This window comes from Xanthomonas translucens pv. undulosa (assembly GCF_017301775.1).
In the GTDB taxonomy this organism is placed as follows: domain Bacteria; phylum Pseudomonadota; class Gammaproteobacteria; order Xanthomonadales; family Xanthomonadaceae; genus Xanthomonas_A; species Xanthomonas_A translucens.
Genome location: NZ_CP063993.1, coordinates 3,632,474 through 3,655,310 on the forward strand (window position 1 = coordinate 3,632,474; position 22,837 = coordinate 3,655,310).

The 22,837-nt window shown below is 68.0% G+C and carries 21 protein-coding genes; 10 read left to right on the forward strand and 11 right to left on the reverse strand.

The features are described from left to right. Nucleotides 1-18 precede the first annotated feature (18 nt). On the reverse strand, nt 19-2,406 hold the full coding sequence (locus tag ISN38_RS15445; RefSeq protein ID WP_206711877.1) for a TonB-dependent receptor plug domain-containing protein: 2,388 nt from the start codon (nt 2,404-2,406) through the stop codon (nt 19-21). Between the two features lie 255 nt (nt 2,407-2,661). Here ISN38_RS15445 and ISN38_RS15450 point away from each other — a divergent pair, with 255 nt between their 5' ends. Both ISN38_RS15450 and ISN38_RS15455 read left to right on the forward strand, forming a co-directional pair. Beyond that, complete coding sequence (locus ISN38_RS15450; RefSeq protein ID WP_003467649.1) at nt 2,662-2,892, forward strand: hypothetical protein; 231 nt, start codon at nt 2,662-2,664, stop codon at nt 2,890-2,892. Nucleotides 2,893-3,086: 194 nt separating this feature from the next. After that, the gene (locus ISN38_RS15455) at nt 3,087-4,676 is read left to right on the forward strand and encodes a type IV secretory system conjugative DNA transfer family protein (RefSeq protein ID WP_080627725.1); all 1,590 of its coding nucleotides are present in this window, start codon (nt 3,087-3,089) and stop codon (nt 4,674-4,676) included. Here ISN38_RS15455 and ISN38_RS15460 read toward each other — a convergent pair. Continuing rightward, nucleotides 4,673-4,864, reverse strand: a complete 192-nt coding sequence (locus tag ISN38_RS15460) for a hypothetical protein (protein ID WP_003473052.1) — start codon at nt 4,862-4,864, stop codon at nt 4,673-4,675. The two genes, ISN38_RS15455 and ISN38_RS15460, sit on opposite strands and share 4 nt — an antisense overlap. 88 nt (nt 4,865-4,952) lie before the next feature. Between ISN38_RS15460 and pip the strand changes: the two genes are divergently transcribed. Next, nucleotides 4,953-5,894 carry a prolyl aminopeptidase gene (gene pip, locus ISN38_RS15465; RefSeq protein WP_003473054.1) on the forward strand — a complete coding sequence of 314 codons (942 nt, stop codon included), beginning with the start codon at nt 4,953-4,955 and terminating at the stop codon, nt 5,892-5,894. Nucleotides 5,895-6,187: 293 nt separating this feature from the next. On the opposite strand, the gene ISN38_RS15470 is transcribed toward pip, so the two are convergent. The 5 genes from ISN38_RS15470 to ISN38_RS15490 all read right to left on the reverse strand — a co-directional run bounded on the left by ISN38_RS15470 (nt 6,188) and on the right by ISN38_RS15490 (nt 10,113). Continuing rightward, on the reverse strand, nt 6,188-7,078 hold the full coding sequence (locus ISN38_RS15470; protein ID WP_003473056.1) for a transglutaminase-like domain-containing protein: 891 nt from the start codon (nt 7,076-7,078) through the stop codon (nt 6,188-6,190). A 69-nt stretch (nt 7,079-7,147) separates the two neighbouring features. Continuing rightward, nucleotides 7,148-7,948 (reverse strand): N-formylglutamate amidohydrolase, encoded by an 801-nt coding sequence (locus ISN38_RS15475; RefSeq protein WP_003473058.1) that lies wholly within the window; start codon nt 7,946-7,948, stop codon nt 7,148-7,150. Continuing rightward, nucleotides 7,941-8,492, reverse strand: a complete 552-nt coding sequence (locus ISN38_RS15480; protein ID WP_003473059.1) for an NUDIX hydrolase — start codon at nt 8,490-8,492, stop codon at nt 7,941-7,943. Before ISN38_RS15480 ends, ISN38_RS15475 begins: the two co-directional genes overlap by 8 nt. 125 nt (nt 8,493-8,617) lie before the next feature. Next, nucleotides 8,618-9,541 (reverse strand): 5'-3' exonuclease, encoded by a 924-nt coding sequence (locus ISN38_RS15485; RefSeq protein ID WP_003473061.1) that lies wholly within the window; start codon nt 9,539-9,541, stop codon nt 8,618-8,620. Beyond that, nucleotides 9,538-10,113, reverse strand: coding sequence for a nitroreductase family protein (locus tag ISN38_RS15490; RefSeq protein ID WP_003473063.1), 576 nt, complete (start codon nt 10,111-10,113; stop codon nt 9,538-9,540). The genes ISN38_RS15485 and ISN38_RS15490 overlap by 4 nt, the downstream gene beginning before the upstream one ends. A gap of 155 nt (nt 10,114-10,268) precedes the next feature. Here ISN38_RS15490 and ISN38_RS15495 point away from each other — a divergent pair, with 155 nt between their 5' ends. The 3 genes from ISN38_RS15495 (at nt 10,269) to ISN38_RS15505 (ending at nt 16,187) form a co-directional block, all read left to right on the forward strand. After that, entirely contained in the window at nt 10,269-11,450 is a 1,182-nt protein-coding gene (locus tag ISN38_RS15495; protein WP_108084742.1) for a DUF1631 family protein, read from the forward strand. Nucleotides 11,451-11,674: 224 nt separating this feature from the next. After that, nucleotides 11,675-13,981, forward strand: coding sequence for a DUF1631 domain-containing protein (locus ISN38_RS15500; RefSeq protein WP_003473137.1), 2,307 nt, complete (start codon nt 11,675-11,677; stop codon nt 13,979-13,981). 1,126 nt (nt 13,982-15,107) lie between these two features. Continuing rightward, nucleotides 15,108-16,187 (forward strand): NAD(P) transhydrogenase subunit alpha, encoded by a 1,080-nt coding sequence (locus ISN38_RS15505; RefSeq protein ID WP_206712225.1) that lies wholly within the window; start codon nt 15,108-15,110, stop codon nt 16,185-16,187. 478 nt (nt 16,188-16,665) lie between these two features. Here the strand turns inward: ISN38_RS15505 and ISN38_RS15510 are convergent, their stop codons facing one another. The 3 genes from ISN38_RS15510 to ISN38_RS15520 are packed head-to-tail and all read right to left on the reverse strand — an operon-like array spanning nt 16,666 to nt 18,139. Next, nucleotides 16,666-17,148, reverse strand: a complete 483-nt coding sequence (locus tag ISN38_RS15510) for a DUF3106 domain-containing protein (RefSeq protein ID WP_003473641.1) — start codon at nt 17,146-17,148, stop codon at nt 16,666-16,668. 5 nt (nt 17,149-17,153) lie between these two features. Beyond that, entirely contained in the window at nt 17,154-17,561 is a 408-nt protein-coding gene (locus ISN38_RS15515; RefSeq protein WP_425509974.1) for a hypothetical protein, read from the reverse strand. Next, a complete protein-coding gene (locus ISN38_RS15520; protein WP_003472228.1) occupies nt 17,558-18,139 on the reverse strand; it encodes an RNA polymerase sigma factor in 582 nt (193 codons plus the stop codon). Before ISN38_RS15520 ends, ISN38_RS15515 begins: the two co-directional genes overlap by 4 nt. 217 nt (nt 18,140-18,356) lie before the next feature. On the opposite strand from ISN38_RS15520, the gene ISN38_RS15525 reads away from it, so the two are divergent. Further along, nucleotides 18,357-18,656 carry an NAD(P) transhydrogenase subunit alpha part 2 gene (locus ISN38_RS15525; protein ID WP_003472229.1) on the forward strand — a complete coding sequence of 100 codons (300 nt, stop codon included), beginning with the start codon at nt 18,357-18,359 and terminating at the stop codon, nt 18,654-18,656. Next, nucleotides 18,653-20,107, forward strand: coding sequence for an NAD(P)(+) transhydrogenase (Re/Si-specific) subunit beta (locus ISN38_RS15530; protein WP_003472231.1), 1,455 nt, complete (start codon nt 18,653-18,655; stop codon nt 20,105-20,107). Before ISN38_RS15525 ends, ISN38_RS15530 begins: the two co-directional genes overlap by 4 nt. Nucleotides 20,108-20,186: 79 nt before the next feature. On the opposite strand, the gene ISN38_RS15535 is transcribed toward ISN38_RS15530, so the two are convergent. Then, on the reverse strand, nt 20,187-20,606 hold the full coding sequence (locus tag ISN38_RS15535; RefSeq protein ID WP_038239567.1) for a hypothetical protein: 420 nt from the start codon (nt 20,604-20,606) through the stop codon (nt 20,187-20,189). Nucleotides 20,607-20,712: 106 nt separating this feature from the next. On the opposite strand from ISN38_RS15535, the gene sufT reads away from it, so the two are divergent. Both sufT and ISN38_RS15545 read left to right on the forward strand, forming a co-directional pair. Further along, nucleotides 20,713-21,264, forward strand: coding sequence for a putative Fe-S cluster assembly protein SufT (gene sufT / locus ISN38_RS15540; RefSeq protein ID WP_003472235.1), 552 nt, complete (start codon nt 20,713-20,715; stop codon nt 21,262-21,264). Between the two features lie 132 nt (nt 21,265-21,396). After that, nucleotides 21,397-22,464 (forward strand): branched-chain amino acid aminotransferase, encoded by a 1,068-nt coding sequence (locus tag ISN38_RS15545; protein WP_222937050.1) that lies wholly within the window; start codon nt 21,397-21,399, stop codon nt 22,462-22,464. Nucleotides 22,465-22,837 lie beyond the last annotated feature (373 nt).

The following is a 22,837-nucleotide window of genomic DNA, read 5'->3' on the forward strand; positions in this document are numbered from 1 at the left end:
ACGCCGTGCGGACGCGCATCACCACTTGTAGTTGACGTTGGCGTAGGCGAATGCACCGTTGAAGCCGAACGGTGAGGAGGTGCTGTACGGCAGGTAGGTGCGGGTGCCGGCGCCAGCGCGCGACTGGTCGGGATATTCGTTGAGCACGTTGTCGCCGCCGATGGTGAAATCCCAGTTGCCCAGCTTGTAGCTGGCGGCCAGGTCCAGGGTCCACTTCGCCGCGTAGGTCTGGTCGGCGGCCGTGGTGGTGCCGAAGTCGGTGAACTCGCCCCAACGTGTGGCGGTGGCGGTGAACGCCCAGTTGCCCGGCGCCCACACGCTGCTCAGGAAGAACTTGTCGCGCGGCGCGCCCTTGGTGATGCGGCCGATCTCGGCGCGGCCGATGCGCACCGCGGTCGGGTCGATCGCCTCAAGCACCGGTGGGTTCTCGGCGATCTTCTCGATCTCGGTCTTGTTGTAGTTGTAGCCGGCGGTCAGGTCCAGATTGCTGTTGCTCAGCGCGATCTTGTAGGTGCCGACCGCGTCCACGCCCTGGGTCTTGGTGTCGATCGCATTGGTGAAGTAGCGGCCGCCGCCGATGCCGGCATAACCGTTGGCCTGCAGGTAGTTGCGCACCGCGGTGGAGGTCAGGTTTTCCGACAGCACGATGCGGTCGTCGATGTCGATGCGGTAGGCATCGACGGTAACGTACAGCGCATCGACCGGCTGCAGCACCAGGCCCAGGCCGTAGTTCTTCGACTTTTCCGCCTTCAGCGGTTCGGCGCCGAGCGCGACCGCGGCCGGATTGTCGGTGCGGAAGGTGCCGATCTCGAACGGCGTGGCGGTGATGCTGCCGTCGGGCTGGGTGACGTTGATGAAGTTGGTGGCGATGGACTGGAAATACTGCTGCTGCAGCGACGGTGCGCGGAACCCGGTGGAGGCGGTGGCACGCAGCGCGACCTTGTCGGTGAACGCGTAGCGCAGCGACAGCTTGCCGGTACCGGTGTCGCCGAAATCGCTGTAGTTCTCGTAGCGCCCGGCCAGGCCGGCGGAGAACTTTTCGGTGATGTCGCCTTCCAGGTTCGCATAGGCCGAGTAGCTGTTGCGGTCGTAGTGGCCCGAGTCGCTGGGCTTGAAGCCGGCGAACACCTGTGCGCCCGGCAGCAGCGTGCCGTTGGCCGAGGGCACGCCGCCGTTGACGTAGGAGGGCACATCGCCCGGCGATTCGTTGAACTTCTCGCCGCGCCATTCGCCGCCGAAGGCCAGCGTGACCGGGTAGGCCAGGCCGATGTCCAGGGACTTGGTGAAGTCGGCGTTGAGCAGGTTCTGGGTGACTTCCAGCGCGCCGGCATAGAAGTCGGTCGGGCTGGTGGTGCCCAGACTGTTGTTGAGGCTGTTCTTGACCTCGAAGCTGAGGTCGTTGCGGCCGTAGTTGTAGCTGATGTCGATGCCCAGCCCGCCATCTGTGTCGGCCTTGAAGCCGCCGACCCAGGAGATGTCCTTGCTGACGTTGTAGATCTGCGGCAGGAAGCCGTTCGGATAGATCTCCGGGCGGTTGCGGTTGTCGCCGGACCAGCGGAAGTAACCGTTGGACAGCACCTCGCGGCGGCTGAGCATGCCGTAGGAATAGAAGGTCAGGTACTCGGCCGGGCTGTACTGGCCGTTGTACGAGAACCCGCCCTGGTCGATGTCCGGGTCGCCGTAGCGCTGCTGCACCTCGCCCTGGTAGGGCTTGGCGCGGTCGGTCTGGTCCTGGTGGCCGGCCTGCGCGGCGAAATGCACGCTGCCGTTGCCGCCGAACTTGACCCCGGCGTCGCCGGTCAGCTGGTATTGCTCGCCGTCGCCGGCGCTGTACTTGCCATAGCGTGCGGCGATGCTGCCGCCTTCGCCGCTGCCCTTGAGCACGATGTTGATGACCCCGGCGATGGCGTCGGAGCCGTATTGCGCCGAGGCGCCGTCGCGCAGCACTTCGATGCGCTCGACCGCGGCGATCGGAATCGTGTTGAGGTCGACCGGCGACGAACCGCGGCCCTGCGCGCTGTTGAGGTTGACCAGCGCGGTGGTGTGGTAACGCTTGCCATTGACCAGCACCAGTACCTGGTCCGGCGAGAGGCCGCGCAACTGCGCCGGGCGCACCGCGTCGGAGCCATCGGTGATCGCCGGACGCGGGAAGTTCAGCGACGGCACCGCACGCGACAGCGCAGTGGCCAGTTCGGTGGTGCCGGTGGACTGCAGCATTTCCGGCGAGATGATGTCGATCGGCGAGGCCGATTCGGCGACGGTGCGGTCGGCCACGTGGGTGCCGGTGACGATCACCGTATCCAGCGTCTGTGCGCTGGAGGAGGAACTCTGCGCGAGCGCAGGCGCTGCGGATGCGGCCAGGGCGAGCGCGATGGCAGTGGCGAGAGGGCTGAACATGCGGGTCATTGGCGGGGCGGCTCCAGGATGGGGGAAAAGAGTCGGCGCCGCCGCGTTCGCCATCACCCCCTCCCGGGTGTAGCGCGTCTGGCGAATGTTGCGGCAGCAGCAACGGATTACCGGCATATGTCGAATGTGTCAACGTTCTGTTAAATTTTTGCACGTGGTTGCAGATGCAACCACCGCCGCGACACTTGCGGCAGCAGCAATGCAGGTTTTCCACGCGCTTGTAGACAAAATTCGGGCGCGCTTCCTAAACGGCCTTTGCTGCGCGTTCCATTTCTCACGGGCGGGGGCGCGCTGGCGGACATCGAGGCGGCGCGCTTCTGCCCACGCGGTGCCACCTTCCACGGCTTCGCTGCGGCGGGACTGACCGACGGGCCGCCGCAACCGGGTTTCCAGCGCATCAACTCCCGCGTGGCCGGCGTCGATGGCGCCGCCGTCATGCCCCAGGCGTCGCTGCCCGGGCTTGTGGCGGGACATGGCCACCGCTGACCATGCCCTCATCGGCGCCACGGGCACGTCGAGTAGTGGCGGCAGGGGGCCTGTGACTTAAGCGTTACGAACGTTGCACGTCGCGCGCAAATCCGCCAGGCGACAATTCAGAGCGCATCAACCACATACTAGAGAGCAAAGGAATCAGCGCACGCAAGCTGGGGATTGCAGTAGCATTACTGCTCGCGGCCCTGATGGGCGGACTTTATTTTTCGGACTGGCTGGTCTTGCGCCTGCTCGGCCTGAAAAACACACCACTAGCCTGGAACACGTGGTTGCAATACGTCCAGGTCAAGAACCTGCCGCAATACGCTCCCTTCGCGGGCAAGATCAAGCTGGCTGGCGCGCTGGGTTTTGGGTTACCGATGCTCGGCTGGATGCTGGCGCTGGTGGCATTGTTCAAGCCGCGGGCCGAGTCCACGCATGGCGATGCGCGCTTTGCGGACCTGCGAGACCTGAAAAAAGCCGGTCTGCTCAAACAAACCCCGCAAAGCATCCTGATCGGCAAATACAAAGGCCGCTATTTGTGGCTCGGTGGCGCCCAGCATGTGATCGCCATCAGCCCGACCCGCTCCGGTAAGACCACCAGTATCGCCATCCCGGTGTTGCTGTCGTATATGCACTCGATGGTGGTGCTGGACTTGAAGGGAGAACTGCACAAAGCCACCAGCGGCTGGCGCCAAGCACAGGGGCATCGCATTCGGGTGTGGGCGCCGTACAACGACGCGGGCATGACCCACCGTTTCAATCCCATGACCCTGCTCGCGTGGACGACCCCCGACAAGCGGCTTGGCGACATCCAGACCATCGCTGCGATCTTGTATCCGGACGAACAAGGCAAGGATCCGTTCTGGACAAGCCAAAGTCGCGCCGCGTTCAGCGCTTTTGCGTCCTACATGTTTGAAGCATGGGATCACACCATCAACGAGCTCATGGCATGGAAGGCACCGGAAGCGCTATTCCCCAGCATCAATGCCTCGCCGAAGTTTCCCAGTCTTGAACGCATCCTGCGCTTTTCCAGTGGCGAGAACGGCAAAAGCACCCTGCAGATGCTGCAAGACATCCTCAAGAATCCCAAATACACCTACATCAGTCAGCAGACGCGCACCGTGTTCGGCAACCTTGCAGGGCTGGCCGAGCAGACGTTCAGTTCCGTCATCGCCACCATGCAGGCGCCGCTGCAGCAGTTCCTCAGCCCGACGCTGGCGGCAGCCACCAATGCCACGGATATCGACACTCTGAGCTTGCGCAAGTGCCCGACCACCTTGTATGTGATCATTCCGATCTCCATTTCGGCCAGCTACGGCGTGCGCGACCTGTGCATCGTGCAAAGCCGCGCGCAGCTGCGTTCCACCTATGGCGACAACGACGCGCAGAACTTCATCACCAACCATGGCGCGCAGGTTGTGTTCGCGCCGCGCGAGCAAAGCGACGCCAACGAGTACAGCGAAATGCTGGGGTACAAGACGGTGCGCAAGCAACAGCGTAGCCGCAGCAGCGGCGGTGGTGCGAGCCAGATATCGATCAGCTACGTGGAGGAGAAGCGGGCGTTGTTCCTGCCGCAGGAGATCAAGGAACTGCCCAGCGACGACGAATTGATCTTCTACGAAGGCAGCAAGCCGATCCTGACGCAGAAGAACTGGTTTTTCAAAGACAAGGAATTCAAGGCCCGCGCGGCGATGCCGCCGGCGCGCATCAAGGTGGTGGGGCATGATGCGCAGATGGCATTGCCAGAGCACGTCATCCAGGTGCAGAACGAGAAGGACGTAAACCGGTTGAGCTAAGCACGCTGGGTGTCCGCGCCTCGGCGGATGTGGTGCAGCAGGCCGCACCACTGCAAGAGACGGTGCAGCAGGCATAAGCGCTCAATCAACAGCGCCAGCAGCAGCTGGCGCTGGAGGCGCAGCAGCGGCAGCAGGAAGGGCCTGGCGGCAGGGGCGGGCCGGTCATGGGTCACCCTTGCGGATGTCATCGGTGCGGCTGCTGGGCGGCGTTTGCTGCAGGCAGCGCCGCCAATACGCCATCCGCTGGTAAAATCCAGTTTTCAAGCAGGAACCGCCATGCGCACGCTATATCCCGAGATCGAACCGTTCGACAGCGGTATGCTGCCGGTGGATGCGCGCCACACGCTGTACTACGAACAGTGCGGCAACCCGCAGGGCAAACCGGTGGTGCTGTTGCACGGCGGGCCGGGCGGTGGCTGCAATGCCAAGATGCGCCGCTTCCACGATCCGGCCAAGTACCGCATCGTGCTGTTCGACCAGCGCGGCTCCGGCCGCTCCACGCCGCATGCGGACCTGGTCGACAACACCACCTGGGATCTGGTCGCCGATATCGAGACCCTGCGCGAAACGCTCGGCATCCCGCGCTGGCAGGTATTCGGCGGCAGCTGGGGGTCGACCCTGGCGCTGGCCTATGCGCAGACCCATCCGCAGTGCGTCACCGAGCTGGTGCTGCGCGGCATCTTCATGCTGCGCCGCTGGGAACTGGAGTGGTTCTACCAGGAAGGCGCCAGCCGCCTGTTCCCCGATGCCTGGGAACATTACGTTGCGGCGATTCCGCCGGTGGAGCGTGCCGACCTGATCTCCGCGTTCCATCGCCGCCTCACCAGCGACGACCAGGCCACGCGCCTGGCCGCGGCGCGCGCGTGGAGCGTGTGGGAGGGCGCCACCAGCTTCCTGCACGTGGATGCGGATTTCGTCGACGGCCATGAGGACGCGCAGTTCGCGCTGGCGTTCGCGCGCATCGAGAACCACTACTTCGTCAACGGCGGCTTCTTCGAGGTGGAAGACCAGTTGCTGCGCGATGCCGGGAAGATCGCCGATATCCCCGGCGTGATCGTGCAGGGCCGTTACGACGTGGTGTGTCCGGCCCAGAGCGCCTGGGAGCTGCACAAGGCCTGGCCGAAGGCGACGCTGCAGATCACCCCCAGCGCCGGCCATTCCGCGTTCGAGGCTGAAAACGTCGACGCCCTGGTGCGCGCCACCGACGCCTTCGTCTGAGCTAGGCATGGCGTGCGCCGCCGTCCGCGGCGCACGCCCACGCAGTGCGCTGCAGCTTTACATCCTGCGGGACCATTACCGCTTTTCGCGTCAGGTGCGCCGCAGGAGCGGGCGAGGGGGGGCGCTGAGTCCTGGAAGTGCGCTGCAGTCGGGACTCAAGTCCCTCCCACAATGGGCCGGAGCGGCCATCGCCTCGCCGAATGTTCCTGCGGGATCAGGCCTGGATGGCTTGGGGGCCAGCGTTCGCGACCGACTCCCGCTCTCGCGAGCGCCCCAGCTACAACCAAGCCACGCTAGGGATAAAGCCCTTCGGTGTGCAGCGCGGCGGCGCCGGTGCCGATGCCGCTGGCGGCGACGGGGCGCGGATCCAGGCGCGCCTGGTCGGTCTCGTCGGTCCACACCACGAACGATTCCAGCGTGTTGTAGCCGAAGGTGTTGCTGATCGCCACGTCGGCGGCGTCGCGGCCGCGCGCGATCAGCACTCGGCCGATGCGCGGCAGGTTGTGGCGCGCGTCGAAGGTGTACCACTGGCCGTCCAGGAACGCTTCGAACCAGCCGGAGAAATCCATCGGCGCGGCCGAGGCGGGGACGCCGATGTCGCCCAGGTAGCCGGTGCAATAGCGCGCCGGGATGTTCATGCAGCGGCACAGCGCGATCGCCGAGTGGGCGAAGTCGCGGCACACGCCGCGGCCTTCCTGCAGCGCCTGCGCAGCGCTTTTGGTCGGGCGCGCGTGCTCGTAGCCGAATTGGATCTGCGCATGCACGTAGTCGCAGATCGCCTGCACCCGCGCCCAGCCGGTCGGCGCGCTGCCGAACAGGTCCCAGGCCATGCCGCTGAGCAGGTCGGTCTCGCAGTAGCGGCTGCCGAGCAGGTACATCAAGGTGTCCTCCGGCAGCTCCTGCACCGGCGTCTGCGGCGCATCGTAGCGATATTGGTCGGGCAGGCCGCTGTCGCGCACCACCGCGTCGGCGCGCAGGGTCAGCACGCCGGCCGGGGCCAGCATGCGCGTGCAGCTGTTGCCGTACTGGTCGCGGTAGCCGCGCAGCGGGATGGCCGGCTCGGTCTGCAGCGCGGTGGCCACGACGATGTCGGTGCGGCGGCTGTCGTGGATGTCGAGCATGGCCAGCACCGGGGTGGGCTGTAGGAAACGGTAGCGGATCTCGTAACCGAGGCGGATGAGCATGGGGGAGGCTCCGGTGGGAAAGCTAGGGCATTGAACGGACGGCGATGATCGAGACTGCGCAGCCTGCGCTCAGCCCGATGTGAAGGCAGCTTGCAACCGATTCAGCATGTTGAGCAAGCGTTGCGCCCATTGTCGCTGTCCACTGGGGTCAGCGATCAGGTCCTGGCGGATCTCCAGTTCCACGTGCGCCAGGCCGCGCGCCTCGGCATGCACCGGGATCGCGTAGTCGGTTGCATCGCTGACCGAATACGGCTGGTTGTCGCCGACCACCAGCCCCGGTTCGGCGCGCAGCTGGGCCAGCAGTGCCTGCGCGAAACGGGCATCGCGCTGATATAGCACGCCGGCGTGCCAGGGCCGGGACTCGCCGGCCATCGACGGGGTGAAGCTGTGCATCGCGATCAGGATGGTGGCGCGGCCGGCGTCGCGGCGCCGGTCCAGTTCCGCGGCGATGCGCGCGTGGTAGGGAACGAAGATCGCCGCGGCGCGTGCCGCGCGTGCAGTGGCATCCAGTCCCTGGTTACCCGGCACCCGGGTGCCGTCGCTGCTCTCGGCGATCGAACACGGCGCCGCTAGCGGCCGGTTGCAGTCGATCACAAGCCGCGAATAGGTCTGCTCGATCGCGAACGCATCCAGCGCCTGCGCCAGCGTGCGGGTGACCGCGGCGATGCCGATGTCCCAGCCGATGTGCCGGTCCAGTTCGTGCTGCGGCAGGCCGAGGCCGGCCAGCGCCTGCGGCACCTGTTGCCCGGCGTGGTCGGCGATCAGCAGGTAGGGCGAGCGGCCCTGCGCCTGGTGCACGCGGTAGGGCGGCGGATCGCCGGCACCGAGCAGGGGCGGGCCGGCGTCCGCGCGCGCAATCGACTCAACCACGCGGGGTGCCGTCCAGCTGGTGCTCGATCATCCACAGCCCGGCCCATAGCTTGGCGTCCAGCTCGTAGCCTTCGCCCATCTTCTGCACCAGCCAGGCCGCGGCGCGGGCGCGTGGCACCGCGTGCACGGTGATGTCCTCGCTGGCGTCGCCGCCGCCGTCGCCGACTTTGTGCAGGCCGCTGGCACGCACGAAGGCGACCTTTTCGTTGCTGGCGCCGGAGGAGGTCGGGCCGATCATCAGCACTTCGGCGTGGTCGGCGGTCCAGCCGGTCTCTTCCTCCAGTTCGCGCACCGCCGACAGCTCGATCGATTCGCCGGCGTCGATGTCGCCGACCAGTCCGGCCGGCATCTCGATGGTGCGCGCCTGCAGCGGCACGCGGAACTGCTCGACGAACAGCACCTCGTCGTCCGGGGTCACCGCGACGATAATCGCGGCCAGGCCACCGGCATGCACGCGTTCGGAATACTCCCAGGTGCCGCGCACCACCATGCGCTGGTATTTGCCTTCGTAGACGATGCGGGGCGGGGAATCGGGGCGGGTCATGGGCGGCGTTCGCTCGGTTCGGAAGAGGATAGCGCGGCCGCGGCAGCGCGCGGCCCGGCTGTGCCTCAGTGTAGTGGCATCGGTGTCGCGGCGATGCGTGCGGCGTGCGTACGGCGATGCCGTGCTCAGCCGAACGGAGCGTCCAGCCCCGCCGCCTGCAGCAAGCGGCGCCGGGTCAGCGGGCCGAAGCGCAGCGCTTCGCACAGGCCGTGCAGCATGTCGGCGTCGGCCTGGCCGCGAGCGAAGCCGGGCGCCGCCGAATCCAGCGGCGCATCCAGCGCGATGGTGGCCAGTTGCCGCCACAGCAGCGCCTGTTCGCGCTGCTCGCGCAGGCGCACCGCCATCTGCGCCGCGCCGCGCAGGCGCAGGAACGCCACTTCGTCGATCCGCGCCAGCAGCGTGTCCAGGTCGCCGAAATGCGCCAGCAGGATCGCCGCGGACTTGGCGCCGATGCCTGTGACACCGGGAATGTTGTCGATTGCATCGCCGGTCAGCGCCAGGTAGTCGGCGATCTGCTGCGCATGCACGCCATGCCGTGCCTTCACCCCGGCCGCGCCCCAGCGCTGGCCGCGTGCGTAGTCCCACTGTTCGTCGCCGTCGAGCAGCAGCAGTTGCGACAGGTCCTTGTCGGCGGACACGATCACGCCGTGGAAGCCGGCGCCGCGCATGCGGTGCAGGGCGCTGCCGATCAGGTCGTCGGCTTCGTAGTCGTGGTGCGCCAGCACGCCCAGGCCGAGCGCGGCGCACAGCGCCTTGCAGTGCGCGAATTGCCGCCGCAGCGCATCCGGCGCCGGCGCGCGGTTGGCCTTGTAGGCCGGATACAGGCGATTGCGGAAGCAGCTGTCCAGCGCTTCGTCGAAGGCGATGGCGATGTGTTGCGGGCGCTCGCGTTCGAGCAGGTCGAGCAGGAAGCGGGCGAAGCCGTGCACCGCGTTGGTCGGCCAACCCTGCGCGTCCTGGAACTCGTCCGGGATCGAATGCCAGGCGCGGAACACGTACAGGCTGGCGTCGACCAGGTACAGCGGCCGCGTCGGCACCGCCGCGTTCACGGGATCCAGTCGCTGAGCAACTGCTGCGGATCGGGGCGCTCGCGCTCCGGCACCTGCATACGTGGTGTGCCGATATGGATGAAACCGGCGATGCGCTCGTTCTCGGCCAGGCCCAGCCGCGCCGCCACCGCCTCGTCGTAGGCCATCCAGGCGGTCAGCCACTGCGCGCCGAAGCCATGCGCCTGCGCCGCCTGCAGCAGCGCGAAGCAGACCGAGCCGGCGCTCAGCCATTGCTCGATCTCCGGCACTTTCGCCTCGCGCTGCAGCCGCGCGATCACCACGATCGCCAGCGGCGCATGCGCGAAGCGTTCGCGATCCTTCTCCACCGCGGCGGGCGGCGCGCCAGGGTCGAGCTGCAGGGTGCGTTCGGCGAGGAAATCGCCCAGCGCCAGGCGCGCCTGGCCGGCGATGCGCAGGAACCGGAACGGCACCAGCTTGCCGTGATCGGGCACGCGTACCGCCGAGCGCAGCATCGCCAGCAGGGTGGCTTCGTCGGGTCCCGGCTCGCCCAATTGCTTGGACGGCACCGAACGGCGCTCATCCAGCGCTTGCAGCGAGTGAAGTGTGCGCATAGTCTCGATTCCGTGGGGCGGGCGGAGAATTATAGTCGCGCGCCCAACAGCGGCAGCGGATGCCGCGGTTATACGGAGAGTCAAGTTCCATCCATGATCTGCCGCTAACTTCCGAATTGACGTCGGTCTCACTTGTGCTTGCGTATCACACCGCCATGATAATCGCCGAATATGCCGAGGAGCTGCTGCCCAGCCGCAACTCGGACCTGCTCGACCAGGTCCGGGACGTGGTGTCGGTGCCGCTTGCAGAGGCGTTCGGCGAGGTGCTGGACGTGCTCGCCGATGCGCTGTTGCGCCTGGCCGAGCGCGCCGGGGCGACGCAGAACGACTATTTCGAGGCGATCCAACTGCTGCGGCAGCAGCGCGAGCCGATCGCCGCGCGCTTCCGCGGCCACCTGGCGCAGGCCTGGCAGGCGCTGGAGGCCGGCCGCCCGCTGTCGGTGGAGCGCACCCTGACGTGCGCGCGCGGCGACCTCAGCCTGGTCTCCGCGCAGGAACTGGACGTGCGCCTGGCGGTGCGCAACCTGGCCGGCGCGATCCAGCACCGCTGGCGCCCGGAGCTGATGCGGCTCAGCCGCTTCCTCGGCTTCATCGCCGTTGGCCCGCGCATCGATGCCGACACCAACCCGTTCGGCCCCGAACACGTCGGCGCCGCGGTCCATGCGGCGCTGCACGGCCTGGTGCTGGCGCCGCAGGTGCAGCTGGCGATCGTCAGGATCTGCGAGCAGGAATTGCAGGAACGGGTCGGCGAGCTGTACGCCCGGCTGGAGCAGCGCCTGGACCAGGTCGCGCGCGCGCGTTCGCTGCCGACCGCGCGCACCCGCCGCCGCGCCATCCCGCGCAACGGCGCCAGCGGCGAGGACGCGGCGCCGGACTGGATCAGCCGCTTCTTCGAGACCTGGCACGCCGCCGCGCCGCTGTCGGCCGCGCCGCGCGCGCGCTGGACGCGCATGCGCGCGCCCGTGGCCCTCGCCGCCGCCGTCGCGCCCGAGGCGCCGCCGGCCGAGCCGGAGCCGGCGCTGCCGGAGCCGGCGCAGGCCTCTGATTTCGACCACCGTACCGCCGAGTATTTCCGCACCCTGGCGATGGGCACCTGGCTGGATTTCGTCGATCGCGAAGGGCGCGTACAACCGGGCAAGCTGTCCTGGGTCAGCCCGATCTCCTCGCGGTTGATGTTCGTCAACCGCCGCGGCGGCCGCCTGTGCGTGGCCTCGCCGGAAGCGCTGGCGATGATGGTGCAGCTGGATCGCCTGCGCCTGCACCGTGACGACGATGCGTTCTATAGCGCCATGCAGGGGGCGGTGGACCGCCTGCAGCGGGTCGCGGTCGCGGCCTGAATCCGCGGCGCCAGGGGCGGGTTCGCGTCGCGCTGCAGCCGGCGTTATGCCAGGACCGCCTAGGATGAGGAAAGAGGTCACGCTCCGGAGGTTGAAATGCCAAGCGCATCACGGTCGATGTTCAGGTACCTTGCCTACCATGCACAGGCGGAAACAGGGGCCGCGTCCGTTCGACTTCCTTTTACTCCTTTTCTTGCGCCGCTCCCGGCGCGGAGCCTTTGCGCATGAGTTTCAGCCCCAGCTCGCCGCACGCACATCCCGCGCGCGACCCGCATCTGTTGATGCAGGCGCGCGAGGGCATGCTGCCGGTGCTGGGGCAGGCGTTCGCCGCCGCACTGGCGCATTTCGACGACGTGCTGTTCGACCGCGCCGAAAGCGCCGGCGCCTCGCAGCTGCTGTTCCTGGATGGCATGCGCGAGCTGCGCCGCCGCCGCGACGAGATCGCCGCGCGCTTCCGTGCGCAGCTGGACCAGGCCTGGCAGGCGCTGGACGCCGGCACGCCGCTGTCGGCCGAAGTGGCGCTGGCCGGCTACGGCCAGGGCCTGAGCCTGGTATCGGAAAGCGAACTGGAATCGCGGCTGGCGGTGCGCAACCTGGCCAGCGTGCTGCTGCGCGAATGGAAGCCGATGCTCAACCGCATCGACCGCCGCCTGGGCTGGATCGCCGGCGGCCTGGAACTGGACGCCGACACCAATCCGGTCGGCCCCGAACACATCGGCGTGGCGGTGCATGCCGCCTTCTCCACCAGCGATCTGGCCCCGGAGGTGCGGCTGGTGCTGATCAAGCTGTGCGAGCGTGATCTCACCGCCGGCATCGGCAGGCTCTACCAGGAGTTGGACGACAGCCTGGCGCGCGCCGGCGTGATGCCGGAGATCTCGCGGCCCCGGCCGCCGCCGCCGCCGCCGCGGCGTGCGCCCGCTCCGGAAGAACGCCAGGCGCGCGGCGACGCGGCCGGTGTCGGCGAGGACCGCGGCGCTGCCGGCGAGACGGGCGAGTACGACGACCACCACGCGCCGTCCTGGGCCAGCCGCTTCGTCGACCGTTGGGCGCAGAGCCGCGGCCACCCGCAGTCCGCCGAGACCGGCGCCAGCCAGCAGGGCATGTTGCTGGAAGCGCTGCACGAACTGCTGCAGCAGACCCGCAGCGCGCGCGAGAACACCATCGCCGCGGCCAGCGCCGCGGTTGGCCAGCAGCGTTCGCTGAGCCAGCGCGAGATGATCTCGGTGCTGTCGCTGCTGCAGGCCACGCCCAGCGCCACGCTGCGCGCGGCGATCGGCGACGACGGCGAATCGCTGGCGCAGCGGCTCAAGAGCGAGGTGCTGTCCAACGCCACCCAGTTCGGCGTGGACCCCACGCATGCGCGGCTGGATCCGGTCGACGAGGATGCGATCGACCTGGTCGGCATGCTGTTCGACGTGATGCTCGACGAACGCGACCTGGAAGGGCGCTCGCGCGAGATGATCGAACGCCTGGTGGTGCCGTTCGTCAAGGTCGCGCTGCTGGACCGGCGCATGTTCGTGCAGAAGACCCATCCGGCGCGGCGCCTGCTCAACGCGCTGGCCGAGGCCTGCGAAGGCAATACCGGCGAAAGCCCGGCCGAGCGCGTGCTGATGGGCAAGGTTGAGGAGATCATCGAGCGCCTGGTCGCCGATTTCAATGAGAACCTGGCGATCTTCCTGACCCTGGAAGAGGAGTTCCGCGATTTCCTGGCCCAGCACCGGCGCCGTATCGAAATCGCCGAGCGCCGCGCCGCCGAGACCCAGCGCGGCCAGGAAAAGCTGGAACTGGCCCGGCAGCGCGCCGAGGCCGAGCTGCAGCTGCGGCTGCAGGGCGCGCCGTTACCGCAGGCGCTGGAGGATTTCCTGCGCCAGCCGTGGCAGCACCACCTGACCATGGCGGTGCTGCGCGAGGGCGAGGACGGCGCCGGCGTGCGCGATGCGCTGGCGCTAGCCGACGGCCTGCTCGAGGAAGCGGCCGAGGCGCGGCGGCATATCGTCGGCAAGCCCTGGTTGCAAGCCTGGCAGTGGCCGTTGCACAAGGTTTTCGCCAGCGTCGGCCTGCATGCCGAGGCGGCGGCTGCGGCGATCAATGCGCTGCACGATACGCTGCAGGCCGTGGCCGAACTGCGACCGGAACTGGAGCGCCCGCTGCCGGAGCTGCCGCAGGTGGCGCTGCCGCAGCCGCCGCTGCAGGAGGCGCAGCCGGTGGAGGTCACTGCGGCGGAAACGACCGAGGACTACGACAACGCCGACGCCGACCGGTTCCGCGCGATGCCGATCGGCACCTGGCTGGATTTCATCGATCGCGACGGCAAGGTGCAGACCGGCAAGCTGTCGTGGGTGAGCCCGATCTCGGCGCGGCTGCTGTTCGTCAACCGCCGCGGCGTGCGCTTCTGCGTAGTTTCGCCGGAGGAACTGGCGGTGATGGTGCGGCTTGGCCGGCTGCGCAGCCACATCAACGACGGCGCCTTCGACAGCGCGATGCAGGGCGTCATCGACCGGCTCGATCCGCAGAACGCGACGCTGCACTGAACCGGATCGACGTTCGCCGCGTGGCGCGGGCTGTCGCCATGCCAGCGTCGGTCGCATGACGGGAGCCGGTCCGTTTGCAGGGCGTCACGATCCCGGTGTGCGCTGATGCACCGTTTAATATAGCTTCTTGATTGCTGGTCTATACGATTATTTTATATCTGTGCGATGTCGGTTGATGAGGCGGAATCGGCGTGTTAGTTTTTCACGGGATTTTGAAAAGTCCCGCGTTGCGCTGTATCTTGATAATGCAATAAAATATGCTCTTCATGCAAATTTAAATAAATGTACTTTCAATAAAGTAGTTAAGGAATCCATATGGAAATCAGTTTCTCGTTTTCGCATTTGCAGCGCCGTGCGTCGGCCGTTCCCGCTGCAGTGCTGCTGTGTGCGATGTTCGTGACTTCTGGTGCTAGCGCTGCCGAGGTTGGTCGCCTTAGAGTCATTGGGACAGTGCTAGGACCGGCGGACAACACCAAAACGGTGTCGAGCCAAGAGGTTTTCAAGGCACTTTGGGGAAGTGCATATAGTTTATGCCGCAGTCGCCACCGCGACACCAAGTCTGTTGGCTTGGTGAGCTATACTGTTAGCAGCAGGGATAATTCAGGGAATTACAATGTCAGTAGTGTATGGGGTTGCAAAAATAATCCGTGACAACATACGGAAATTCATGCTGTGAACGGGGCGTGGATTTTCCAGTCGCGCGCCGAGTCTATTGATTATTTGAGTATTGGCAAGAAGCTGTAGCGCTGCCTTTCCTTTTCCTGCTTGCGGGAAAAGGAAAGGCTCTATCTGCGAATCTGCTTCGTTCCCGGCATTTCCCGTTCTCCACATCGGCTTGATGGTGCGGGGTAGTAACTCCTGACCCTGTCCATGCCGGGATGCCCCGTCGTCCCGCGATGTCCGGCTCAAGCGTGCCGTGCGGACCAGTCCTTGATGCCTGGCAGTCTTCGTTTTACCTCCATGCCATCCACATGGCGCTTGTCCGGCCGCCATCATGTCGCTGCGTTGTACGCCCAGGCTGCAAGCGGCGAAGGCTAGCCACGCATGCCGGTTGCCGGCGCTGCCAGCGCCGCGCGGACCCTGTAGCATCGGCGCCGACTAGGGCGGGCAACGCATGGGGAATCGCATGGCAGTGCAGGTGCTGGTGGTGAAGGAAACGGCGCACGGCGAACGCCGCGTGGCGGCGACGCCGGAGACGGTGAAGAAGCTGGTCGCGCTCGGCGCGCAGGTGCATGTCGAACCCGACGCCGGCGTGTCCGCCGGCTTCGTCGATGCGGCCTATCTCGCGGCCGGCGCGCAACTCGCCGATGCCGCGACCCCGGCGCAGGCCGATCTGGTGCTGTGCGTGCAGCCGCTGCCGGTCGCCGCGCTGCACCAGCTCAAGCCCGCCGCGGGCGTGGTCGGGATCCTGCAGCCTCAGGCCGATCCGGCGCGCGCCGAGGCGATGCAGGCGCGGCAATTGGTCGCCTTCCCGCTGGAACGGCTGCCGCGCACCACCCGCGCCCAGGCGATGGACGTGCTCAGCTCGCAGGCCGGCATGGCCGGCTACAAGGCCACCTTGATCGCCGCGCAGCTGGCGCCGCGTTTCTTCCCGATGCTGACCACCGCCGCCGGCACCATCCGCCCGTCCAAGGTGCTGATCGTCGGCGCCGGCGTGGCCGGCCTGCAGGCCATCGCCACGGCCAGGCGCCTGGGCGCGCAGGTCGAGGGCTTCGACGTGCGCCCGGAAACGCGCGAGCAGATCGAATCGCTGGGCGGCAAGTTCCTCGACCTGGGGGTCAGCGCCGCGGGCGAGGGCGGCTATGCGCGGCAGCTGACCGAGGACGAGCGCGCCGAGCAGCAGCGGCGCCTGGCCGAGCACCTGAAGGGCATCGACGTGGTGGTGTGCACCGCCGCGGTGCCGGGGCGGCCGGCGCCGAAGATCCTCAGCGCGGCGATGGTCGAGGGCATGAAGCCGGGCAGCGTGGTGGTGGACCTGGCCGCCGAGACCGGCGGCAACTGCGAACTGACCCGCCCCGGCGACACCATCGCGCACGCCGGCGTGGTCGTCGCCGGCCCGCTCGACCTGGCCAGCATGGGCGCGGTGCACGCCAGCGAGATGTATGCGCGCAACGTCTACAACTTCGTCGCGCTGTTCCTGAAGGACAGCGCGATCGGCTACGACTGGGACGACGAGCTGCTGGCCAAGACGCGCTGGACCGGTTGATCGGTCGATCGGCGCACTCGGCCGCGTGCCGCGCCTGCCACGGCGGCCGGCAACGACGCCGCGCGCCGATGCGACAGTTGCTAACGGCGCCAGAGCGTTTTCTCGCAACATTCCCCGCAGCTTGCCGGCCCTACCTGGCCTGCAAGCCGCAGGCGACCTGCGGGAGCCAACTGTGGGAGCGACTGCAGTCGCGACGGGCGTTACCGGTAGAGCGCGTCGCGACTGCAGTCGCTCCCACAACAGGCCGCCGGCTGCAAATTCCCGAGCGAAGCCTCCGGGCGACCTACCTGCGCATTTTCGACCCGGGCGATGGCGCGATATCACCCCACGGGTTTATGGCAGCCGATGCGATCGGCGACGGCCCTTGTTCGCGCGTCGCCCTCCTCACGATCGATGCCCGGATCACCCTGCGGCCGCGCCGACAGCCGGTAAACAGCTTCGAAAAACCTGCAGCCGCCTTGGCGCGCCTCTCCGGCGCTCACCTGGAATCCGGCGCTGGCCGGGTGTCGGCGCCAGCATTGGCCTTGATCCAGGCATCGCGCTGCGGCGGGGTCATCGCTTCCCAGCGCTCGCGCAGCGCCTGGCGCTGCTCCGGCGGCAAGGCGCGCAGGCGTTCGAACAGCGCGCGCGCCTCTTCGCGTTGCTGCGGACTCATGTCTTCGTAGCGGCGGGCGCCCTTGCGTGCGCGTTCGCGCTGCTCCGGGGTCATGCTCTGCCAGCGCTGCGCATGCGCGAGCATCCTGCGCCGCTGCTGCGGCGCATCGTTCCAGCGCTGGCGCATCGGTGCGATCAGCAGCTCGCGCTGCTGTGCGCTCAGGTGCTCCCAGTCCGGCAGTGGCGGGCCCGTATCGGTGTCGGCATCCGACGGCGGTGGTGGCGCTGGCGGTGCGGCGAATGCCGCCAGCGGGGCGGCGGTAGCCAGCAGGGCCAGCGCCAGGGACATGCGGATCAGGCAGTTCATCGTGTTCATTCCATCGCCAGCGAGGTATCGGAACCCAGCCACAGGTACAGGTCGGGGTTTTCGTCGAGCAGGCCGGCCGCGCTGTCGTCGCCGTCGCCCTGCGCGGCGGCGCGCGCCGAGACCGCGGCCGCCGCCGCAGTGCCGGCGACGCTGGCCGGGACCGCGACCGGCAGCGCCGGGCGCAGCAACAGGTGCATGCCGAATGCGGCGCCGAGCAGCGCCGGTGCCGCGGCCAGCAGCCAGCCCCAGCGCCGCGCCGGCGCGGCGTGCGCGCGGCGGGCGTCGTGGCGGGCGTCGTGGCGGGCGGCGCGCAGTCGCGCCAGGGTCGGCGCCGGCAGCGCCTGCAGCGAGGCCTGGTGCGCGCGGCGCATCTGCGCGTCGAATGCAGCCGAATGTGTGGGGTCGGGTTTCACCGGACGTCCTCCAGATGTTTCTGCAACGCCTCGCGGGCGCGCGACAGATGGGTCTTGACCGAGCCTTCGGAGCAGCCCATCGCGCGTGCGGTGGTGGCCACGTCCAGCTCCTCGAGCACGCGCAGGGTGAAGGCTTCGCGCTGCCGCGCCGGCAGTGCGCGCAATGCCGCGACCAGCCGCGCATGGGTCTGCCGCTGCTCGTGGCGCTGCGCCGGGGTTGGGCCTTCATCGGCCCAGTCCGGCTGGCTGTCCTCGCTGCGCTCGCTGGGCGGCGCCCAGAAGCGCAGGCGGAAGCCGCGGCGGCGCTGCAGGTCGATGATGCGCCGGCGCAGGATGCTCCAGAACAGCGGGGTCCATTCCTGCGCCGGCCGCTCGCGGTAGGCGAGCAGCTTGATCATCGCGTCCTGCACCGCATCCAGCGCATCCTCGCGCTGGCGCAGGCCGGCCTCGGCGAAGCGGAACGCGCGCGGGCCGATCTCGGCCAGGAACGCGTCCAGCGACACCGGTAGCGGACGCATGGCGTCGTCGCTGTCGCTGTCGGCCGATGCGGGTTCGAGGGCGGGCGTGCTCACCAGCACAGCTTAGCTTCCTGGTGCGGGGATACCGTGGAGAACGTCTTGCCGGCGCCGGGGTTGACCGGCCATCGGGTCGATGTCTACCGATGGCGGCCGGCCCGGGGCGTGTGCTCGATCGGCCCAGGCCGGGCAGGCGAGAACGCGCCCCGCGGCCATGCCCGCCGATTCAGCAGCCGGTTATGATTGCGGCGGTCGGGCGCGGCGCCCGGGAGAAGCGAGAATGAACGACGGTTTCGTGGCCTTGTACATTTTCATGCTGGCGGCCATCGCCGGGCATGTGATCATCTCGCGGGTGCCGGTGATCCTGCATACCCCGCTGATGTCCGGTTCCAACTTCATCCACGGCATCGTGCTGATCGGCGCGATGGTGGTGCTCGGCCATGCCGACACCACGCTGGAGAAGGCGGTGGGCTTCCTCGCCGTGCTGCTCGGCGCCGGCAACGCGGCCGGCGGCTACGTGGTCACCGAGCGCATGCTGGAGATGTTCAAGTCCAGCAAGAAGCCGGAGTCCAAGCCGTGACCCTGACCGCTGCCGAGACCTTGTCCTGGCTGGTGAAGACCAGCTACCTGGTGGCCGCCACCCTGTTCCTGCTCGGCCTGCAGCGCATGGCCTCGCCCAGGACCGCGCGCAGCGGTATCCATTGGGCCGGGTTCGGCATGCTGCTGGCGACCGCGGCAACGTTCCTGCTGCCCGGCCTGCACAACTTGCCGTTGATCCTGCTGGCGATCGCGATCGGCACCGGCGCGGCCTGGTTCTCGGCCAAGAAGGTCGCCATCACCGACATGCCGCAGATGGTCGCGCTGTACAACGGCATGGGCGGCGGCTCGGCGGCGGCGATCGGCGCGGTGGAACTGCTGCGTTTCTCGTTCCTGGCGCACCGCGACACCTCGCACTGGAGCGAGCGCGCGATCGCCGCGCTGGCCGCGCGCCAGCCCGACGCGACCACGCTGGCGCTGGCCATCGTCGGCTCGGCGATCGGCGCCATCTCGCTGTCCGGTTCGGTCATCGCCTGGGCCAAGCTCGATGGGCGGCTGGACAAGCGCGTCACCTTTCCCGGCCAGCAGGCGTTCAACCTGCTGGTGTTCGTGGCGATGCTGGGCCTGGGCGCCTGGGCCGCGATCGGGCTCAGCCCGCTGGCGATCGTGGCCTTCTTCGCGGTCGCGCTGGCGCTGGGCGTGCTGATGACGCTGCCGATCGGCGGCGCCGACATGCCGGTGGTGATCTCGCTGTACAACGCCTTCACCGGTCTGGCGGTGGCGTTCGAGGGCTACGTGCTGGGCAACGAGGCGCTGATCATCGCCGGCATGATGGTCGGCGCGGCCGGCATCCTGCTGACCCGGCTGATGGCCAAGGCGATGAACCGGCCGATCAGCGGCGTGCTGTTCTCCAACTTCGGCGGCGGCGGCCGGGCGCAGGAGATCAGCGGCGCGCAAAAACCCATCGAGGCTGGCGACGTGGCGGCGATGATGGCCTACGCCGAGCGCGTGGTCATCGTGCCCGGCTACGGCATGGCGGTGGCGCAGGCGCAGCACAAGATCTGGGAGCTGGCGCAGCGGCTGATCGAGCGCGGGGTCAAGGTCAAGTTCGCGATCCACCCGGTGGCCGGGCGCATGCCCGGGCACATGAACGTGCTGCTGGCCGAGGCCGGCGTGCCCTACGACCTGATCGCCGACATGGACGACATCAATCCGGAGTTCCCCAGCACCGACGTGTCGCTGGTGATCGGCGCCAACGACGTGGTCAACCCGGTCGCCAAGACCGATCCGGCCAGCCCGATCTTCGGCATGCCGATCCTGGACGTGGTCAATTCCAGGAACGTGGTGGTGATCAAGCGCGGCAAGGGCACGGGCTTTGCCGGGATCGAGAACGCGCTGTTCTACGCCGACAACACGCGCATGCTGTACGGCGACGGCGCCGAGGCGGCCGGCGCGCTGGTCAGCGAATTGAAGGCGCTGGACGGCGGGCATTGAGGCGGCGCCATGGATGCTGTCGCGGCTGAAGCCGCTCCTACACCCCCTGTAGGAGCGGCTTCAGCCGCGACCAGCCCCCTCAACGCCCGCTGAAGTAGGCCACGATCAGGCCAATGACCAGCCACAGCACGTCGCCGGGGCGGTTGGCCAGCACGGTCAGCGTCCACGCGTAGCGCGCGCCCAGTTTCAGCGACGAATCCCACGCATCCAGGCCCAGCCCGGCACCTACGTGCGCGGCGGCGATGCCCCAGTTGGCGGCGATGATCACCAGTGCGGTGGCGAGCACCGCCACGGCGATGCGCAGCTTGCCGCGCGGCAGCCTGCCCAGGCGCAGCATCCACGCGACCTCCAGCGCCACCAGCACCGCCATCCAGCCGGATTGGTGGCCCAGGCTCAATGCGATCAGCATCCAGGCGATCAGGGCGGTAAAACAGCCCAGGCACAGCAGCAAGGGCCATAGCCAGTGCGAGGTCCTGGCCGGCGTGGAGGAGGGCGGCATGCGATGTTCCCGGAGAATCGGCACAGGATACCCTCCAGCGCGTTCCCCGCGCACTCGGATAAACTGGGCGACTTGCACCGGCGGGGCCTGCCCCCATATCGCCCCCATGTACTCACGCAGCAGCGAACCTGTCCAATTCGAACGCGATTGCGCCGCGGTGATGGTGCCGCAGGGCGACGCGGTGACCCTGCCGGCCGGCAGCTACGGCTATATCACCCAGGCGCTGGGCGGCAGCTATACGGTGTTCGTGGAGGGCAACCTTTTCCGCATCGCCGGCAAGGACGGCGATGCGATCGGCAAGGAGCCGCCGCCTGGCCTGGACCTGCCGGAAGGCGCCAGCGACGAGCAGGTCGAGGCGCTGATCTGGCAGCAGTTGCGCACCTGCTTCGATCCGGAGATCCCGTTCAACATCGTCGATCTGGGCCTGGTCTATGAGGTCGGCGTGCAGCCGCGCGAGGACGGCCAGCGCATGGTCGAGGTGAAGATGACGCTGACTGCGCCGGGCTGCGGCATGGGCGAGATACTGGTCGATGACGTGCGCAGCAAGCTGGAGTTGATCCCGACCATCGCCGAGGCCGATGTCGAACTGGTGTTCGATCCGCCGTGGGGCCGGCATATGATGTCCGAGGCCGCGCGCCTCGAAACCGGCATGCTCTGACCCGCGCGACTGCGCGACCTGGGGCCGGCACAGGGCGCCGCCGCTGCGCTCGGATGATGCATCGGCACGGCCCTCCCTCGACTACCACAGGAAACCCCGGTGTCCGCTACCGAGCCGTCTTCGCAGTTCCGCCTGATCCCGTCCACCACCGCGCGCAGCGCCGACGAGCGCGCGCAGATCCTCGCCGCGCCGGGCTTCGGCAACTCCTTCACCGATCACATGGTCGCCATCGAATGGGACCGCGAGCAGGGCTGGCACGATGCCCAGGTCCGCGCCTACGGCCCGCTGGCGCTGGATCCGGCGGCCTCGGTGCTGCACTACGGCCAGGAGATCTTCGAGGGCATCAAGGCCTACCGCCATGCCGACGGTTCGATCTGGGCCTTCCGTCCGGACGCCAACGGCAGGCGCCTGCAGCGCTCGGCGCAGCGCCTGGCGCTGCCGGACCTGCCGGTGGACCTGTTCGTCGAATCGCTGCGCCAGCTGATCGCGGTCGATGCCGCGTGGGTGCCGTCGGCGCCGGAGACCAGCCTGTATTTCCGCCCCTTCATGATCGCCAACGAGGCGTTCCTTGGCGTGCGCGCGGCGCAGAAGGCCGGCTACTACGTCATCGCCAGCCCGGCCGGCGCCTACTTCGCCAAGGGCGTGGCGCCGGTGGCGATCTGGCTGTCCACCGACTATGCGCGCGCGGCCAAGGGCGGCACCGGCGCGGCCAAGTGCGGCGGCAATTACGCCGCTTCGCTGCTGCCGCAGCAGCAGGCGCAGGCGCAGGGCTGCTCGCAGGTGCTGTTCCTGGACCCGGTCGAGGGCAAGTACCTGGAAGAGCTGGGCGGCATGAACGTGTTCCTGGTGATGCGCGACGGCAGCCTGGTCACTCCGGCGCTGTCCGGCAGCATCCTCGAGGGCATCACCCGCGACAGCATCCTGCAGCTGGCACGCGATCGCGGTATGCAGGTGGTCGAGCGCCAGGTGAGCATCGACGAATGGCGCGAGGGCGTGGCCTCGGGCGAGATCGCCGAGATCTTCGCCTGCGGCACCGCCGCCGTGGTGACCCCGATCGGCCAGTTGAAGGGCAAGGACTTCGCGGTTGGCGATCTGGCCGCGCCGGCCGGCCCGGTGACGCTGTCGCTGCGCCAGGAACTGACCGACATCCAGTACGGCCGCGTGGCCGACCGCCACGGCTGGCTGCTGCGGCTGGGTTGAGTCCCGGCGTTCTTCGCCCGCCGCCACTGGCGGGCGCCGAGCTGGACGTGGCAACCGCTGCGCCCAGCGTCGATCTTCCTTGCGCAAGCGCGCCGCACCCCGGCGTTGCCGCCGCGGGCGTGTCAGCCCCGCGGCGCCGGTAGCCAAGACACGATTGTCCGGCCCAGGCCGATCCTGTGTCGCGCGTGATCACGCCGCGCCATACAGGAATTCTCAGTAACTGTCTCAAGTTCGTGCATCGCCTTGTCGCGAAAAGCGAAGTGGACGACGCACAATATTTTGATTTTCGTCACGTTTATTGATTTTGGACGATCAATACTCCGTCCATACGCGCCTGTATTGAGATAGCGTTGGATGAACGGCTGGCAACAGT